The organism is Mesorhizobium sp. CAU 1741 (assembly GCF_039839275.1).
Lineage (GTDB): Bacteria > Pseudomonadota > Alphaproteobacteria > Rhizobiales > Rhizobiaceae > Aerobium.
This window is the reverse complement of record NZ_JBDOQP010000002.1, coordinates 344809-362618: the sequence shown is the minus strand read 5'-3', so window position 1 is coordinate 362618 and position 17810 is coordinate 344809. Positions and strand designations below refer to the sequence as shown.

The following is a 17810-nucleotide window of genomic DNA, read 5'->3' as shown; positions in this document are numbered from 1 at the left end:
TCGTCAGATGCCAATCCGGCGCCGGCCAAGGTACAAAGGCCTGATTGGCCCTATCCGCCCGTCATCGCCCGAATTTGTGCTGCGCCTTCCCCCACGACAAAGGTCGTCCAGGTAAAGAAATCGATCAGAGCTGGTTTAATGGCGGCCTGATAATGAAGGGCGAAATTCGTCCCGCCGGTGCTGACCGCATCGCTGGCTATTTCCGCCGCGAGCAACCCGCCAAGTGCGCCGACCAGCAAAAGCGCGATCCGTGTGTGACGCTGGGCGCGCATCGTCGTCTGAGCTGACTTCAATGATGTGGCCGTTTCCTCGCGCAGCATCTCGCCGATACGGTTGGCCAGTCCGGCGGTGACATAGGCCTCGGTGAACTCGACCGATTGGGCGATCGCCTTGAGTTGTGCCTCGACGGCATCGAGTGCGACCGTGGCACCTTTGGTATCGCCGTTGGCGGAAGCGCCGGCTTGTTCGAGCAGGCCCTGCTTGAGCCCCGCGAGATCGTCATAGACGCGCTCCAGCAGCCTCAATGACGGATCGGGAGCTGCCTCCACGCGCGGTGCATTCTTGCTGCCCGCGCCGACGCGCAGGATGCGCGGCCTCTCCATGGCCGGCATGACGCTCGGCGTCGTTCGCGCTGCGATGCCGACCGGCTCTTGCGGGGGCGCGGGGCTCGGCTCGAACCCTTCGATCTGCAAGCGGTCGTCGGTCTTCGTTTCAGTCTGCTTCAGTTGCTTTTTCATCTGTGTGATCTCTCGAAAACCGTAATCTGTAGTCGGTGCAGCGCTCAACTTTCGCGCATTGCCCGGTTCAACTGGTCGGCGATCGGCTTGACCAGATAGGAAAGGATCGAGCGCATTGAGGTCTCGACGAAGACCTCGACCGGCATGCCCGGCCGCAGTTCGTCGCGATTGATCCGCGCAAATTCTTCGTCACTGATGGAGAGACGTGCCAGATAGTAGGAAACGCCGGTCTGCTCGTCGGTCAAAAGATCGGGCGATATGTCGATCACACTGGCATACAGCTCCGGCGTGATGCGCTGATTGAGCCCGCTGAGCCGCACTCTCGCCTGCTGGTCGTGATAGACCTGATCCACGTCCGTCGGCAGAAGCTTCGCTTCCACAATCAGCGAGTCGTTGGCGGGAATTACGCTGACCAGGGTTTCGCCGGCGGACACGATTCCGCCGACCGTGGTGACCGCCAACTGGTGGAGATAACCATCCAGGGGAGAGCGAATTTCCAGCCGGTTGAGACGGTCGAGGGCGGCGATACGCTCCTCGCTCAGCCTGGCGATCTCCGTCCGCTTCTGGTCCAGCTCGGTCAATACGGCTTCGTTGAATTCCTCGTCGACCTGGACGCGCTGCAAGGCGGTCTGGGTAATCGCCTGCTTCGCTTCAGCGATTTCGGCGGTCAACGACGCCTGGCTGCCGATGAGGGAGGCTCGCTCGCGCCGGATGGTGATCATCTGTGAGTCGATCACCAGGCCGCGCTCGTGCAGGATCTTGAAGTCGGCGATCTGGTCGTCCAGGAGCGTGACATTCTCGCCAATCGCGTCGCGCTGGGCCTCCAGAGCGGTAACCTGCTCGCGATACTGACTGGTCTGCTCGTCGAGCTGCGCTTTGCGGCCTTGTATCGTCAACCGGCGTGTCGACATCAGATTTCGCTGGCCTTCCATCAAGAGGATGGCGCGGTCGGTGTCGTCGTCGGTCAGTTGCGCCGGGTACTCGATGTCGGGGGAGCGTGCCTGTTCCGCCAGGAGGCGGGCTTCCTGCGCCAGCAACTGGTCGAGTTGGCTGTCGATGATGTTGAGGCTGGCCAGTGCCAAGGTGCCGTCGAGACGGAACAGAACCTGTCCCGCTTCAACCTTGTCGCCTTCCGCGACGCTGATCTCGCCGATGATGCCGCCATCGGGATGCTGGACGTGCTTGGTCCGGCCCTGGACGATGATCTTGCCGGAGCCGATCACCGCGCCGCTGATTTCGGCATAGGCGGTGACGCCTCCGAAACCGACCACCAGCGCCAGGCAGACAATCAGTGCCGTCGATATTTGCTTGCGAAGCGACTTTGCTATCGACTTGTCGATATCCTCAGAGCGCATGGCTGTAGACCTTTCCTGATTCGGACGGGCGCGCCAGAACCGTAACGTTCGCCAGTACGTCTTCACGCGCGCCGAAGCTCAGTTGTTGGCCGTTCTGGAGGATGAGAACCTTGTTGACCGCGGCGAGCGCACTCGTGCGATGCGCCACGACGACGACGATGCCGCCTCTTTCGCGCACCGCGTTCATCGCGAGGGTGAGAGCCTGTTCGCCCTCCACGTCGAGATTGGAATTCGGCTCGTCCAGGACGAGGAGAAACGGATTGCCGAAGAGCGCGCGGGCAAGGCCGATGCGTTGGCGCTGGCCCGCCGAAAGGCGCGCTCCGCCCTCGCCGACCATGCAGTTGTACCCTTCCGGCAGTCCAACGATCAGCCGGTGAACGCCGGCCAGCTTGGCGGCGGCGACGATGTCGAGGACATTCGGATCCTTGGCGAAGCGCGAGATGTTGTCGGCCACCGTCCCATCGAAGAGTTCGACGTCCTGGGGCATGTAGCCGATGAACCGTCCGCGATCGTTTTCGGCCCATTGGGTAATCGTCGAACCGTCAAATCTGGCGGCGCCCTGGAGGATCGGCCAAACGCCGACCAGCGCACGTACGAGGCTTGTCTTCCCGGATCCGGAGGAACCGATCACGCCGAGCCCGTCGCCGGCATGGAGTGTGAAATCGACGCCCTGCAAAATGACCTGGCCATCTCCCGGTGCGCCCGTGGCAAGCTGTTCGATCCGAACCTCCTGCGTCGGCAGCGGCAGTCCCGCCAGCCCGTTGTCTTCCGGGCACTGCTTGAAGGCTTCGTTGAGCCGCGCTGATGCCTGCCGCGATGCGACAAATGACGGCCAGTGCGACACGGCCTGCTCGATTGGAGCCAGCGCGCGCGCCATGATGATCGACGCCGCGATCATCACGCCTGCCGTGATCTGCTGATGAATGGCGAGATAGGCTCCAAGGCCCAGCATCGCCGACTGCAACACCAGGCGCAGCATCTTGATCACGGAGGAGTAGAAATTGCTTCGGTCCGATGCGGCTTCCTGCGCCGCGTAATAAGGTGCGAGCATGTCGCCAAACCGATCGGAAATCCGGTCAAGCATACCCATCGCACCGACGACTTCCGCGTTGCGCCGGGAGCTTTCCATCATCTTGGACTGGTTCGCACTGCGCCCGTTGAGTTCGCGCGTCGGTGCCCGCGAGGTCAGTTCGTTGGATACCACCAGCGTGAAGATCAATGCTCCACCGGCCAGCGCCAAGAACCCCATCCACGGATGGAAGAGGAAGATCAGCAGGAAATAGAACGGCATGAAGGGCAGGTCGAACACCGCCGCCGGACCAGGCGAGGCGAGGAAGCGGCGCACGGCGTCGAGGTCTCTGCCGGGCTGAACGCTCGATGCCTTCTGGCCGCCGACGATCGGCATCTGCATATTCGCGCGCAGGACGGGGTTCGACAGCGCGTTGTAGACCCGCATGCTGATGCGGTTGAGCGCACGAGAGCGAAGGATGTCGAGCATCCCGCTGACGAGGTAAAGCGCGAGCGCAATCACCGAAAGCACGACCAGGGTGGGAACGCTGCCGCTCGCCAGCACACGATCATAGACCTGCAGCATGAAGAGCGGGCCGGTCAGCATCAGGCCGTTGATGACCGCGCTGACGACAAATATGCCTAGAAAGGCAGACCTCGCGGTCTTGATCGCTTCCCCGACCGAAGGTGAGGCTCGACGCTTCAACATGTTACTTGCCTTGTCTGCAGCGTCCGCGCGGTGCTCCGGAAAGGGGAGGGTGCGGCACGCCAGTTCGGTTCTGTGGAATTCCGTGTCCGGCGCGTTTGCGCGGGACACTTCGCGTCACGCTGCGGGCTCGATATCGAACCGAGCCGGCAACGCGTCGACCGTCGCCTAGGTGAGCAGGTCGTAGCCGAGCGCTCCATCGCCGCCGAAGCCTGGTCCGTCATCGTCCAGGCCGTCCGGCAACTGGATGATGTCGTCATCGATCCCAAACTGCGAGAATGGCGTTCCCACACTGTCGAGCATGGCGAGGGACATCATCTGCTGCGGCGCCGAGCTTGCTGGCGTCAGGCTGAATGACCGGAAGTCCTGGCTGCCCCCGGAGAAGGCGACGCGCACGATCTGCTCGCCGGCCTCCAGCTCGATCCCGCCCACCGAACGCTCCGCGAAGCTTGTCCAACTCGCCGTTTGCGGGTTGGCGATCGCACCGGTCGTCGCATAGGGCTGGGATTCGCCGGCTCGGTAGAAGCTTACCACCGCCGATCGGCCTGCACCGCCGCCATTGGCGAGCAGGAGATCGAGGTCGTACTCTCCCGCCGTGCCGACATTGACGGTGTATTCCAGCCACTCGCCCGGATCGATCCAGCCGACGTCGCCGCTCGAGGTCGCTTCGACGTCGCTTCCCGCACGGCCACCATTGCTAGCGCCCTGCACGATGCCAGCCGTGTTGTCGTTGTAGGCAACACCCTGTCCACCATTATCGTAGTCGAGAGCGTCGATCGTGACCCCGTCGCTGTCGACCAGGAACGGGGTGCCGTTGACCGGCTGCTGGCCCGAACCCGCTTCGACATACTCGTAGATCGTCACCGCATTCAGGGCAGCGTTGTCGATATCCGCCGACAGGTCGATGGCGATCTGGCCGTTAGTGACGGTAACGATGACTTCGACTGCGATAGGCTCGTCTCCGCCCGCCTCAGCGAATGGATCGAGGTTGGTGATGACCTGCTGGCCGTTCACGGCAACGTCGAACTGGCGCTGACCGGCGGCGTTCCAGTAGGTTTCCTGCGTGTGCAGTACGACGACGTATACGCCATTGGGCACCGAGATGGTCGCCGTCCAGTCCGATCCGTCTTCGTATGTGGCAAAGGCAGATCCAGGCGTTGCATTGGCGCCGTTTGCGTTGGAAGGCGCATCAACGCCCGCCCCTGGATTGATACTTCCCGACAGGGCTACCCGCGAGTCATTCTGGCCGACAAGTGCCACTCCGAGCACCGGATCGTTGGCGATTGCGCCGCCTCCGAAGTTGATGCCCAGTACATAGTCGCCCCTGTTGCCGGATACCGTGTCGTCGTCGAAGAAGTCGACGATGAGATCGCCGTCGGTGTCCGTCTGCAGGGCGTCGTTGACGCCGTCGCCATTGGCATCGTCTTCATCCGAAAGTGCGTAGGGCTGGACGTTCTTCACCACGAACATGTGGTCGTTGTAGTCGTAATTGCCTGCACCCGGATAATCCTGAATGCCGATATAGGTGCCCTCGATGACCTTGCCGTTCGAGTCCAGCGCCTGGAAGTAGCGGATCAGGTGGCCCTGGTCGTTGCCGACCAGTTGCCCGAAGTTCGGATCGATCTTGTTGGCTTCAGGATCGCTCCAGGAGGCGTAGGTCGGACGTCCGTCGACCGAGATGAACAGGCCGAACGGGCCGTTCTGGTTGATGGTCCCCCGGGCCACGCCCGAACCGGACCCGGTCCCCGCAACAAGGGAGCTCGGAGAAACCGTCTGATACTCCTGGTCATCCTGTGCGAACAGGTTGGTGACCTGGTCGGATTCGAGGCCATGGAAGCCGAGACGGGCGACGTTGTTCTGCTGCAGGAAGGCGGCGATCTGGATCACCTCCACCGGCCTGGAGCCGTCGAGCCGCTGCATGTAGGGCATCAGCACCTCGTCACCGACGGTCTCGACCTGACCACCACCGGGGATCTGCGCCTGGGCGACGTCGGTACCGTAACCGAATGCCGCGACGATCTGGGCGACAGTAGGCTCGGAGCCGTTCTCCGAGAACTCCTGGGCGAGGCCCGCGAGCTGGATGACCTTGTTGCCGAGCGGCAGGTCTTCCGAGGCGATGGTGAGAGTCGAGTTGAAGAGCTCGGCCCCGGCGGTCGTGCCGGTATGGTTTCCGGTGAAGCGGACCGTGATCTGGGCGCTCCCACCGGCCGCGATGGTCGTCGGGATTGTCCCGACGATCTCGAAGGCCGATGAATTTCCGATGGTGATGCCATCGATGTTGAGCGCGGCGAAGCCGTCGTTGGAGATGGTGACGACCGCCTCGTCGCGCACGCTCTGCTGAGCGTTCGCCGGAGTGTCGATGGAGGTGAAGACCAGTCTATCATCGGCGGCTGCATCGTCCAGCCCGCCAACCACCATCGACTGCCCGAACCCTACAGGGGCGACGCCCTCGATGACGAAGAGGTTGTCGTTGTAGTCGTAGTTGATGCCCGTGTAGTCCATGATCCCGAGGAACACGTTCGGAATGACATTCCCGTCTCCGTCCAACGCCTGGAAAATCTTGACTGTGTGGCCCTGCTGGGCACCGGCGACGACAACATCGCCGCGCGGATTGAGACGCGGATCGGTGGATTGACCGGCGACGCTGATCCCGAAGATCTCATTGCCGAGCCAACTGTCGGTGATATCGGCGTTGGTGAATGTCCGGGTGGCAAAGCTGGTCCCGTTGGCGCCGTTGGGCAGCAGTTGCTGATTGTCGGTGCCTTCATGGTTCCAGAAGTTTATGTTCTGTCCGAGCCCCTGGTTCTGGATCGGTGTGCCGGTATCGGCGAACGTCTTTGGCTGGTGGATGCCGATGGTTGCGCCACCAGGGCTGTGGAACGCCGCGATCTGCGTGATCTTTGCCTCGGTGAAGCCTTCGGCGATCTTCCAGTACGGCGACAGGACCTCGTTGGGGTCGGTCTTGGCAAACACGTCGTTTGTGCTCAGCACCGAGTTCTGCCCACCGCCGAGCGTGGTCAGTCCCGGGATGACATTGCCGAAGCCGAAGACGTTCCAGACTTCGTTGACGTTGGGTTCCTGATTGCCTTCGTCGCGTGCCTGCCAGAAACCGGCGAGATCGACGGTGACGACCGGGGTGTCCGCGTCGTTCGTGCGAATTTCCAGGTCACCCCTGAAGATGGTCGACGTCCCATCGATGTTGCTCGTCGGCGGCGAATAGGCCTCGCGATCGAACAGCACTACCACGTCGATCGAGGCGCCTGGAGCCAGCGTCAGACCGGTGAAGACATCCGGATTGGACAGCTTGAACGGGCCGGAAAGCTCCGCTTCGATTACTTCGAGCGGCTCGGTGCCCGTGTTGGAAATGCGAACCGTGCCGCTGTCCTTGAAGTCCCGGTCTCCCGCGCCGACGCCGTTCGGATCCTCCAGATAGGAGAACTGCAGGCGATCGTTGAGGAATGTCGGATCGAGACTGTCGATGCTGATGTCGGCATTGGCGTTGCCGTTGATCGGCGAAAGGTCGAGATAGTCGATGCCATTTGCGCCGGGCGCGTCGGAGACCACCCGAAGCTGGTATTCTTCACCAGCCGTCAGTTGGATGTAGACCGACTCTTCGCCTGCCTCTCCCGTTCCCGGGAAATCGCTTTCGTCGATTTCCGCGCCATTGAGGAACCAGGTCAATCCCTGGCCGTTCGTGGCGCCGGCATTGGCCGCCACGTCCAGCTTGTAGAAGCCGGTTGTTCCAACGGTGAAGTAGAAGTCGACGGTGCTGCCGTTGACGGTGTTGGTCGACCCGTCCTGTGCTTCGAGCTCGATACGTCCCGCGCCGGTGATGTCGGCGTAGTCCGGTTCGAATACGGAGATGGGCTCTTTCGAGAGACGGAGATAGTCGACATTCGGTCCGACGCCGCCGGGAGCGGAGATCGTGATCGTGTTCTCGCCGGCAAGAAGGTCAACGAGCGCCGATTGCGGACCCCATTCGGTTTCCGCGGTATTGCTGTTCGGCGTGAATGCCAGGGTCTGCGCAGACTGGCCGTTGAGAGTGAGCGTCATCGGACGTGCGGTCTTGTTGGTGCCGAGCGAGTAGAGGATGTCGAGCGCGTAGCTGCCCGCTTCCTCCACGTCGACGGTCCAGGTGATCGTCTCCGTATCGGGGCCGATGAAGTCGACGAAGTCGCCGGACTGGGTGCGATCTTCGCTGACGACCGCAGGGTCGCCGGTGAACGATGCATTCTCGGCTTCGTAGACGACGTAGGTGATGCCGTCGACGACTTCCTCGCCGTCGTTGGGACCGACACCGCCTGGTGCGACGAAGACTTCGAGCTGGTCGATGTTCGGCCCGGTATTGGCGATCGAGCGCAGCGTCACCTGGTTCGAGCCGGTCACCAGATTTGCCGGGATGTCCACGGTGCTCCAGACCGTCCAGCCGTCGGTGACCGTTGGTGTCGCGGTCGGCGCGAAGGCCTGTGACGCCTGGACGATCGTGCCGTTGACTTCGATCTGCAGCGGACGGCTGACGTCGCCGCCATTGGAGTAGCGCAAGCGCAGCACCGAGGCGCCCGCGCTCCCCGAGGGAACCTCGAAGTTGAAGGTGATGAAATCGGCATTGGACGACCCGAAATCGGCATAGCCGCCGGGCGTTCCGTCAAGATTGTCGGTATTGCCGTCAATCCCGAAGGCACCCGGGCGCAGTCCGTTGACGTATCCGGCTCCTGAGCCGGTTTCCGGTGCGTCCTCATCGCGAATTTCGATCTGTGAGTCGACGTCGTTGGGCGTCGTCACCGAGGTGCCGTCTGCAGGCGTTCTGTCCTCTGCCTGGATCACGATCAGTGAAATCAGCTCCGTAGGCGCCTCGCCTGGGACGAAGGCCACGTCATCCGTGGCGGTGTTGCCGACCGCGTCGGTGACGGTCAATACCGCGGTCACCGGCGAGCCGAAGGTGCTGACATCGGTCGTGAAGCGGTCCTGCCCATTGAGGGTTACAGTCTGCTGGGTCGTTCCTCCATCGAACGTTACCGTTAGGCTGACGATGTCGTCGTCGAGCCCGTTGACCTGGAAGAGCGTCGCGGCCGGGTCGGAACCATCGACCACCACGATGGCGAGATCGCCACCGGCATCGGCGGTGTTGTCGACGACGATGCCGCCTGGTGCTGGATCGAGCCGGACGATCTGGCTCTGACCGTTACTGCGGTTGAGCGTCATCAGGTAGAGACGTCCGTCAGCACCCTCAATGACGTCCAGTGGGTCCGGGTGGGAGATGACGTTGCCGTTCGGATCGCGAATGATGAAGTTGTCGACGACGTTGCCTTCATCGTCGAGGATCATCGCACGCAGATCGTTGCCGCTCGAATACTCCGTGAACAGGACCGCATTCTGCAAGCCGCTGCCAAAGACGTTGCTCTTGTATTCTATGGCGCCGTTCGGAGACCGGTTGAAGCCCAGCGAGAAAGCGGCGTCCACATCATAGTCGGGATCGGGTTGTGTTCCCACCGCGTATTCGCCGACCTGGTTTGGATCATTGCCGGAAGTCGGATTGCCGCCATTGAGGATGAACTCGCCGCGAAGCGGATTGGGGTGGCCGCTATATTTTCCCTCCTCGATTCGGAAGAAGTAGTCATGCTGCGTGCCGACATTGTTGCGGCCTTCGTTTGCCGTTGTGTTTGGATCGTCGGGCACGTTGCCGCCAGCGGCCGAGCCGTTCGCGGATACATAGAGATTGCCATTCGAGTGCCAGACCAGGTCGTAGCCATTGCGCTGCCCGGTGGCGAAGATCTTCAGCACCGCGTCTTCGGCATAGGGGTTGTAGAAGTCCTCGACCAGAGCACTTGAGGCGAGCTCCCCGTCGCGCACCGACGCAACGCCGTTGGCGTCGAAATGAAGGAAATTCCCGGCGAATTCGCCGCTGTTGATCGCGATGCCGCCATTCTTCAGATTGCCGTCATCCGTCGGTGCATACTGGCCGTTCACGAAGTCGTAGCCAAAACGGCGGTTAGCATTATTGTCTGGCAGCGGCTCCGTGGAGACATCGAAACCTCCCTGGGGCGCATCGCGTGTCGGGTCGATTTCCAGGATGGCGGCGTTGAGAAGGCGTTCCGGCCTGAAGCCCCAGGCGGAGTCTGCCTGCCCCATGGCGGAGTTCGAGCCCTGGATAAGGTAGAGCAGGTGGCTCGGCGCGCCGTCGATTCCCGCATCAGGGTTCTCACGGAATTCAAGACTGTTGGTGACATGGTCACCGTTCGAGCGCGGCAGGCCGGTAATGTAAGCTTCTGCCGTTGCCGTCAGGTTCGGACCATCGCCGATCGTGACCTTTGACACCCGGCCCGAGAAATCAGGCACGCCGTTGTCGCGCCCGTCGAGTGGGACCTTGTAGTTGTCCGTCACCCAGATGGTGTTGGAATCATTGGGGTCGAACACGAAGCCTATTATCCCACGTGCATCGTTGCCGTCCCGGAAATACGGCAGTGATATCGATTGCTCGTTGGAGAGCGACCCATCTTGCGCGCTGACGTCCCAACGCTTGATCTGGCCGTCCAACGTGCCGACGTAAAGATACTGCCCGTCCGGCGACATTTCGATCGTCGTGAACAGGGATGCATCGTCCGCAGCTCCGTTGATCTCGATGGTTTCGACGAATGCAACCTCGCGCGCTTCGACCTCCGGCTGGGCCGTGGTCGTGAAGGTGGTCGAGAACTTCTGGAACTCGCGCGTCGGGGCATCCAGGTCGGCATTGCTGCCGCGATCGCGGAAGCCGTCGATCAGCAGCGTATAGCTGGTGAATTCCTCGAGCCCGCCGGTGGGCGAAATGGTCAAGGAGTCGAAGCCCGCCGTGGTGTTGACCGAGAAGCCGACTTCGTCACCGGTGAGCGTTTCGTAGAGCTTGATCGAGCCATCCGTCAGGCTTTCCAGCAAGGCGCCACCGCGACCGGGAGCAACCTGAATGCCAAGAATGAGGTCCGACGTGGGATCGACGTCAATCACGGCGCCGCTTGCCGGATCAAGGTCGACCGTGACGGTATCCTCGCCAATGCCTCCGATTGCCATAGGGTTTGTGAACGACGCATAATCCTCGGGCGCTTCACGGTTGTCGTCAGGCGTCAGATCCGGCAGCGCGCGAATGTCGAGATACTGGATCTCGGTGATAGACCCATTCGGCGCTGCGAGGGTGAGGTGACCGTCCTGCACTTCGACCAGAACCGTCGTCAGTTCCGTCTTGTAGAAATTTGTCGGCGTATAGCTGGATGCAAGCGTGCCTTCGATCACGAGCTGGTTGTTGCTGTCGTTGGAGCCGCCGGTATCGCCGACGGCCGCGGTGACCTCGTACCAACCGTTCTCCAGGCCGACCTCGAAGGCAACGCGATTCGCCTCGCCGGCCGGGAAGGTCCCACCGAGATCGAAGTGCGCGTAACCGGTGAGGCGCGGGTCATAGCTGTCGAAATTGCGACCGTCATCGACATTGGAGCTTTCGCCCTGGCCGGAACGCTCGTTGATCGCGATCGCCGGATATGATGCGCCGTTGATCGGTGTCGCGGTTGAGCCGTCGGCATCGATTGCCGAAGCCTGCGTGACGAAACCGTAAGACAGTCCATTGCCGCGATCGCCGTAGCCGACAAAGTTGGCGACAAGATAGCCCGGGGCCTTCGACACCGTGCCGTCCTGGAAGTTGATCTTGATCTCCTCGCGTGGACCGGGCTCGCTCGGTTCCTCCGGATCGACGGGCACGTCATCGCGACTGATCGTGACGCTGTCGATGTTTGGTCCGTTGGCGACCGTATTGGCGATGCGGATCGTGTTGGAGCCGGCGGTGAGCTCGACTTCGAGTTCGACGGTCTGCTGCCAGTTGTTCCAGCCGTCCACATTGGTGCCGGGGAACGACATGTCGACGTCGGATACCTCACCATTGATGGTGAGTTGCATCGGCCGATCGCCGTTGCCGCCGCCTCCGCCGTTCGAATAGCGGAAGGAGATCGTATAGAGACCGTCTGCGGGCACATCGAGGTCAAATGATGCGCCGTCGTCGACTTGCCCTCCCATGTCGAGATAGCCGGTGCCCGTGAAGCCGTCCCACAGGCCATCGCCATTGGTGTCGCCGCCAGCAGGAATGCTGGCTTCAGGGGTGCCGGGGACCCGGGCCACGGCGCTGGTGGTATCATCGGGAGTAAAAGTCTCGCCCTCTATCGTCAGCGAGAATGGCTGTACCGGATTGTTTCCGTCGAGATACGCGAAGGAAATCTGGTCGATGTTTGGTCCGCCGACATTGCCGGCGGGAATCGCCAGGCCAATGGTATTCTGTCCCTCGACGAGTTCCAGCTCGACTGTTTGCTCGACCCAGTTGTTCCAGGCCGCATCGCCCGTACCCGGACCACGTGCAAAGGGAAGGGTCGTGACCGCATCTCCGTTGAGCGTCAGCGCCAAAGATCGTGAATCAGCCGCGCCATTGCCGTAGCGGAAGGTGACGAGATACGTCCCGGCCGCAGGCGCATCGACACTGATGGAGATCGCATCGCCCGGCTCGGCGCCGAAATCCATGTATCCCCCGCCGACGGCGCCAGCGCGGTAATTACCGAAGGGATCGAAGTTCTGCGCATCGACCACACGGGTCGGGGACCCTGTGGTGCCGGTTGGCGTCGTGTCCGAGACCGTCACCAGCGACAAATCTTCCGCCTGGATGGTGAACGGATCGACCGTGACAGGCTCTTCGCCGTCGACGATGGTGACGGTGTCGGTAGCCTGGGCTTCGTTGTCGGCATCGTCGGTGACGATGAGGGTCACGGTTGTGGTGCCTTCCGGCAGTGCGCTGCCGTCAAAGACGTAAGTGCCGTCGTCTCCAATCAGATCCGTGATGTCGACACGCGTCGTGCCTCCGTCGAGGCTGATTTCGACCTTGACGATGTCCGCGTCGACGCCGCTGACGGTGAGGGTGATCGCTGCTGCGTCATCAACGTCTACAGCGGACGCGGGCGCAACGAGCGCCAGATTGCCATCTGCGTCGGCGGAAGTGTCGACGACGATCGGTCCGGTGCCTGCTTCCGTTATTTCGAACCGGTCGAAATTGGGGCCCTTCGTGGCACCGGCGGGGATTGCGAAGGAGAAGGTGTTCGACCCAGCTTGCAGCGTGATCGGGACCGTCAGAAAATCCCAGACGTCGAAGCCCTCTGGCGCCACGCCGGCAGCGTTGGTGTCGGTCGACGTGAAGTCTGGCGTCGCAACGACCGTGCCGTTGACGGCAAGATTGAGTGGTCGCAGGTCGTTCGATGCGTAGCGGATATTGAGGTCGTAGGTGCCGGCCTCGGCGACGCTCACGGTATAGGTGGCGGTGTCGCCGCCATCATTGCCGAAATCGAGATAGCCGGTTCCGGAAAAGTCGGGCCGCAATCCGTTGAAATTTCCGGCCTCGGGATTGCTGGCGTCGCGGACCTGTGTGCGATTTGCGTCCGGCGCCTGGGCCAGTGCGATGGTCCCGGTTTCAGCCTGGATGACCAGCGGATTGAACGGCACCGGAGCATCGTCTTCCTGAACCGTCACGGTGAAGTCGACGGATTCCGAGTCCAGTTCGCCATCGGTGGCAAGGACGCTGATCTGGTAGGTGCCGATTGCAACCGTGTCGCCGATCACCAGGTTGGTTCCGTCAAACGTGATGCCCGCAGGAAGCGGGTTCCCGTTGGTAAGGGCTGCCTCGTAGCTGACGGTGTCACCATCCGGGTCGGTGGCACTGAGGGCGGCGGCGATGCTGATCGTCTGGGCCGTCCCTTCGCTTACCGTAACGTCGTCAATTTCTGCTGAAGCAGCAAGCACCGGCGCCTGGTTGACCGGAGGCTCTGCGCCATCGCCGCTGATCGTGACGACGTCGATATTCGGACCGGAGGTGATCGTGTTGGCGAAGGACACGGTGTTCTGGCCATCTTGAAGCACGACGTCGATCGTCACGTCGGTCCAGTTGGCCCAGCCGGCGTCTGCGGTGCCGCCAGTGGGAATGGTGCTCTCAAAATCAATCGTCTGGACCACGCCGTTGACAGTAACCGTCATCGGACGGTCGCTAGTGCCGCCATTCGCATAACGGACGGTCATCTGGTAGGTGCCCGCGGCTGGCGGGGTGACGGCGAACGAGCCGGCGTCGCCGACCTCCCCGCCCATGTCGAGATAGCCTTGACCTTCGTAGCCGGGCCGGAGGCCGAATGCGTCGTAGGTCAGCCCAGGACCGCTGTTGCCGGCATTTGCACCCGGCTCATCGGTATTTGCACCTGGCACGCGGTAGACCGTATCCGGGGTGGCCTCCGTATCAGTGATAAGAAACTCTTCGCCCTGAACCTCGAAGACGTACGGCCCGACGGGATTGTCGGATGAGTCATCGCTCGGCGTTGGCACGAACGCAGCCGAGGTGACGCCGCCGGCCGTGATGGTAACGCTCGGCTGGTCGTCGGCCTCGAAGTCCAACAACACGTTTTCCTGCAACGCAAGCTGCAGGCCACCTTCGCCCATGATGACGCGATAGGTTGCCGGGTCGCTCACCGTTATATCGGCCGCGGTGTAGGTGCTGTCGCCATCGACGATCGCGATGGTGGCAACCACGGCGCCGGCGACGTTCTCAGCGACCGCGACTGCCGTCAGCGTGACGGATGTCGGAGGCTGGTCGACCGGCTCGTCTTCTTCCTCGATCTCAACAGTGAAAGAGACGGATTCCGAGTCCAGTTCGCCATCGGTGGCAAGGACGCTGATCTGGTAGGTTCCGGCCGCAACGGTATTGCCGACCACCAGGTCAGTTCCGTCCAGTGTGATGCCCGCAGGAAGCGCAGCCCCGCCGGCAAGCGTTGCCTCGTAGATGACGGTATCACCATCGTCCGGGTCGGTTGCACCCAGAGCGGCAGCAAGGTCGATCGTCTGGCCAGAACCCTCCGTGAGAGTCACATCGTCGACGTCTGCACCGGCAATGAGAACCGGCGCCTCGTTGACGTCGCTGACCGCGATCGTCACGCTGCTGGTTGTCGAGACCCCGTCTTCGTCGGTTGCGACGATCGAGACGCTGACGTTGGCGTCAACCTCATGGTTCAGGCTGATGCCATCTGCGAGGCGAAGAGTGGTGCCGTCGATGACGAAGCGTTCATCCGTCGTTGAAAAGACGATCGCCGCCGAATTGCCATCGGGATCTGTCGCGCTCAGTGTACCGGCAATGGCCGCCGCATCGTTCTCGGCGACTGTCGCGCCGGACAGCACTATATTCGTCGGCGCCTCCGGGTCGACGGGACCATTATCGGACTCGTCGTCGCTCGGCGTGGGCGCGAACGCAGCCGAGGTGACGCCGCCTGCCGTGATGGTAACGCTCGGCTGGACGCTCGCCTCGAAGTCCAACGAGACACCCTCCTGCAACGCGAGCTGGAGACCGCCTTCGCCCATGATGACGCGATAGATCGCTGGGTTGCTCACGGTGATGTTGGCGGCGGTGTAGGTGCTGTCCGGGTCGACGATAACAATGTTTGCAACCACGGCGCCGGCGTCGTTCTCGGCGACCGTGACAGCGGTGAGCATGACGGATGTCGGCGGCTGGTTGACCGGCGGCTCGCCATCGCCGCCACCGTCACCCGGCGTGCCACCGTCACCGGGCTCTTGGCCCTCGTCAGGGAACAGGCGCAGGATCGCGTCGTCCGTGGAGGCAACAGTGGCGCGGGTGCTGGCCCCGAAACCGACGGATTCAAGAAACTCCTGCCCCACCTGGATCGCGAAGTCGCCGGCATAGGCGTCGACTTCCGTATCCATGTCGAGCTGTGCCGTGAACATGTTGGCAGCGTCGAGCTTGTTCTGCAGCGTCACGCGGTCGTCGCCCTGTGCGCCGTCGAGGATATTGATCGCGATCGTCTCGATGGTCTGGCGTCCGGCCTGCAACTCGGCCAGAAAGAAGGCGAGGCCGCCGGCGTCGGCGTCGCGTCCGTAGAGAGAGAGGTAAATCGCGTTAATCACGGCGGCATCGCTCATACCGTCAAACCGGGCGACGAACTCGTCCGTTGCGGTCAGCGCGCCGATGATCGGTGTCAGGTCTGCCCCTTCATTGGTGAGGTCGTTGAAGAATTCCAGGCCGGCAGGGTCGGCGGGACGGCCGAACAGCGCGACGTAAATTCCCTGAATGCTAGCCATTTGTAACTCCCTGAACTGACACAGCCGCGGCCGTCACGGCCTGAGGCGCTTATTTTCTTCATAGCTCCGCCCAGCCCCGCCGAGCCGGCGGGGCGTGCGCTGAATTTTCACTTTCTTGACAAGCCAATCGGCGACGGCCCACATCACGCGTCGAGCGCTAGATCTGAGTGCCAGGTCGGGGATTTCGCTTTACCCTGCAGGCCCACGGCCCGTCGCCGTCGGTGCCCGCATTCGTGTCGCAACGCTGCCTTGCAGGCAGCACAAAGTCACATCCATTAATAACTTGTTAAGCTTCAACTAAAGCTTGCGATGTGACCATCGTGTATATTGCCGATCGCCCGGAAATAAAGGCGTAGAACGTGTCAAATGCTGTGATCGAAATGTTTAGGCGGACGCCTCGCGCGGCTGTTTCGTCAGGCGGTCGATGACGCGGTGTCCTCGCGAGACGAGTCCCTGTCCTCGGCTTCCTTGGATCTGGGTGTTGTGGCTGATGCGCCGATTGGCGTGACTAGTCCAAATGAGTACTGAACTTCGCTCATTGGAGGCTTGTGGTGAGGCCACAAATTTTGCACGCTCTCAACGTTGATACGGGGCGTTACGCTGCACCAACGGCAATTGATCGGCTTCGGCGAGAAACTGCACCGATACCGCGATAAACGACGGGAGATATCGTTTTCGTGACCTTGACGTATGTCAAGCTATTGGCCTGACATACGAGACGTCGACTGATCCGCTATTGTGGTGGTGGGGCGCTCTTTCCACCCGCACCGGAACTGTTCTTGAAGGCGTGGAGCGCGGCTTGCGTCCTGTTTTGAAGGCCAAGCTTGCGTAGGATTGCGCGCACATGCACCCGCACGGTGCTGTCGCTGATGTTCAATTTGCGCGCGATTGCCTTGTTTCCGGCCCCCTCGCAGATCTGCAGGAGAACGCTCTGTTCTCGTTCCGTCAATTGCTCGAATGACCCCCCAATGCGGGACGGTCCCGCTTCGTTTAGGGCTATCGCTGGCAACATGTCAGCCGGCAGCAGAAACAGTCCTCCGCGGACGAGTTGGGCAACAAGGCCAATCTCTTCCAGGGTGAAGCTGTTAGGCAATATTGCGCCGACGAGACCAACCAGTCCTTTGAACTCGTTTGGCGTTTGATTGCCACGTAGCAGCAATATCGTTCGGCTGAGATCGGCGCGCGTGGCAAGCGACTTGAGAGTTTCAATTGAAGCGGCAGGATAGGGGGCGTCGATGATGACAACCGTACTTTCCCAATCCTCGTCGATTAGGATTGCAGATAGACTGTTAAACTTTAATACAGTTTTGAAGTGCGTGGAGATTGCTCCCGCCAGCGCTGAAGAGAGAAGCGAACTATCGCTAACAATGATCGCTCTGGTCAAAGGCATGAGCCGCTCCTACGTTAGCGAAGTGTTAATCCTAAAGCCGGGGGAGATATAGCTGGAGGATGAATTTACCAGGCGTTAAAGTTAATATTGGTTCCGCTCGCAGCTTTCGCCGGCAAAAACACGGCATCAGACGACGTTGCGCGAGTATCTAAACGTTTCTGGGGCGCCCAAAGTTTCGTGCGCAGGCGTGAATTACCTGTTTGCGAAGCGCAGTTCTTGCCGAGGCCGGGCCGCGCAGCCCCTTGCGGGTCGCAAAATGATACCGCGGGCGCGCTGGGTAACAATCGGCCTCGCTCGATCCCACGCAAGCTGCTTGACACGGCAGTGGTCGCGCGGACAAATGAGGTGGTCGCGGGTGTAGCTCAATGGTAGAGCAGCAGCTTCCCAAGCTGAATACGAGGGTTCGATTCCCTTCACCCGCTCCAGAGCATTATGTGCTGATCGAGCTGACACAATATCTCACGCCATAACGCTCTTCCGCAGGCTTGCCG

5 protein-coding genes and 1 tRNA gene are annotated in these 17810 nt (G+C 61.6%); 1 reads left to right on the top strand and 5 read right to left on the bottom strand.

The window, feature by feature from the left end; translation table 11 throughout:
* Window positions 1–50 precede the first annotated feature (50 nt).
* From AAFN84_RS08640 to AAFN84_RS08620, 5 genes are all read right to left on the bottom strand, one after another.
* Window positions 51–785: a hypothetical protein gene (locus AAFN84_RS08640; RefSeq protein WP_347514155.1), complete on the bottom strand. Its 735-nt coding sequence runs from the start codon at window positions 783–785 to the stop codon at window positions 51–53.
* Window positions 782–2092: an HlyD family type I secretion periplasmic adaptor subunit gene (locus tag AAFN84_RS08635; protein ID WP_347514154.1), complete on the bottom strand. Its 1311-nt coding sequence runs from the start codon at window positions 2090–2092 to the stop codon at window positions 782–784. The genes AAFN84_RS08640 and AAFN84_RS08635 overlap by 4 nt, the downstream gene beginning before the upstream one ends.
* A complete protein-coding gene (locus tag AAFN84_RS08630; RefSeq protein ID WP_347514153.1) occupies window positions 2082–3809 on the bottom strand; it encodes a type I secretion system permease/ATPase in 1728 nt (575 codons plus the stop codon). The genes AAFN84_RS08635 and AAFN84_RS08630 overlap by 11 nt, the downstream gene beginning before the upstream one ends.
* Before the next feature lie 165 nt (window positions 3810–3974).
* Entirely contained in the window at window positions 3975–15929 is an 11955-nt protein-coding gene (locus tag AAFN84_RS08625; RefSeq protein WP_347514152.1) for a CBM35 domain-containing protein, read from the bottom strand.
* Between the two features lie 733 nt (window positions 15930–16662).
* Complete coding sequence (locus tag AAFN84_RS08620) at window positions 16663–17319, bottom strand: response regulator transcription factor (RefSeq protein ID WP_347514151.1); 657 nt, start codon at window positions 17317–17319, stop codon at window positions 16663–16665.
* A gap of 351 nt (window positions 17320–17670) precedes the next feature.
* On the opposite strand from AAFN84_RS08620, the gene AAFN84_RS08615 reads away from it, so the two are divergent.
* A tRNA-Gly gene (locus AAFN84_RS08615) sits at window positions 17671–17744 on the top strand.
* Window positions 17745–17810: the final 66 nt, after the last annotated feature.

What these genes read in the sequence shown, in the direction of transcription:
- AAFN84_RS08625 (WP_347514152.1), bottom strand. Translation starts at nt 15,929, where the DNA reads ATGGCTAGCATTCAGGGAATTTACGTCGCGCTGTTCGGCCGTCCCGCC.
- AAFN84_RS08630 (WP_347514153.1), bottom strand. Translation starts at nt 3,809, where the DNA reads ATGTTGAAGCGTCGAGCCTCACCTTCGGTCGGGGAAGCGATCAAGACC.
- AAFN84_RS08620 (WP_347514151.1), bottom strand. Translation starts at nt 17,319, where the DNA reads ATGCCTTTGACCAGAGCGATCATTGTTAGCGATAGTTCGCTTCTCTCT.
- AAFN84_RS08635 (WP_347514154.1), bottom strand. Translation starts at nt 2,092, where the DNA reads ATGCGCTCTGAGGATATCGACAAGTCGATAGCAAAGTCGCTTCGCAAG.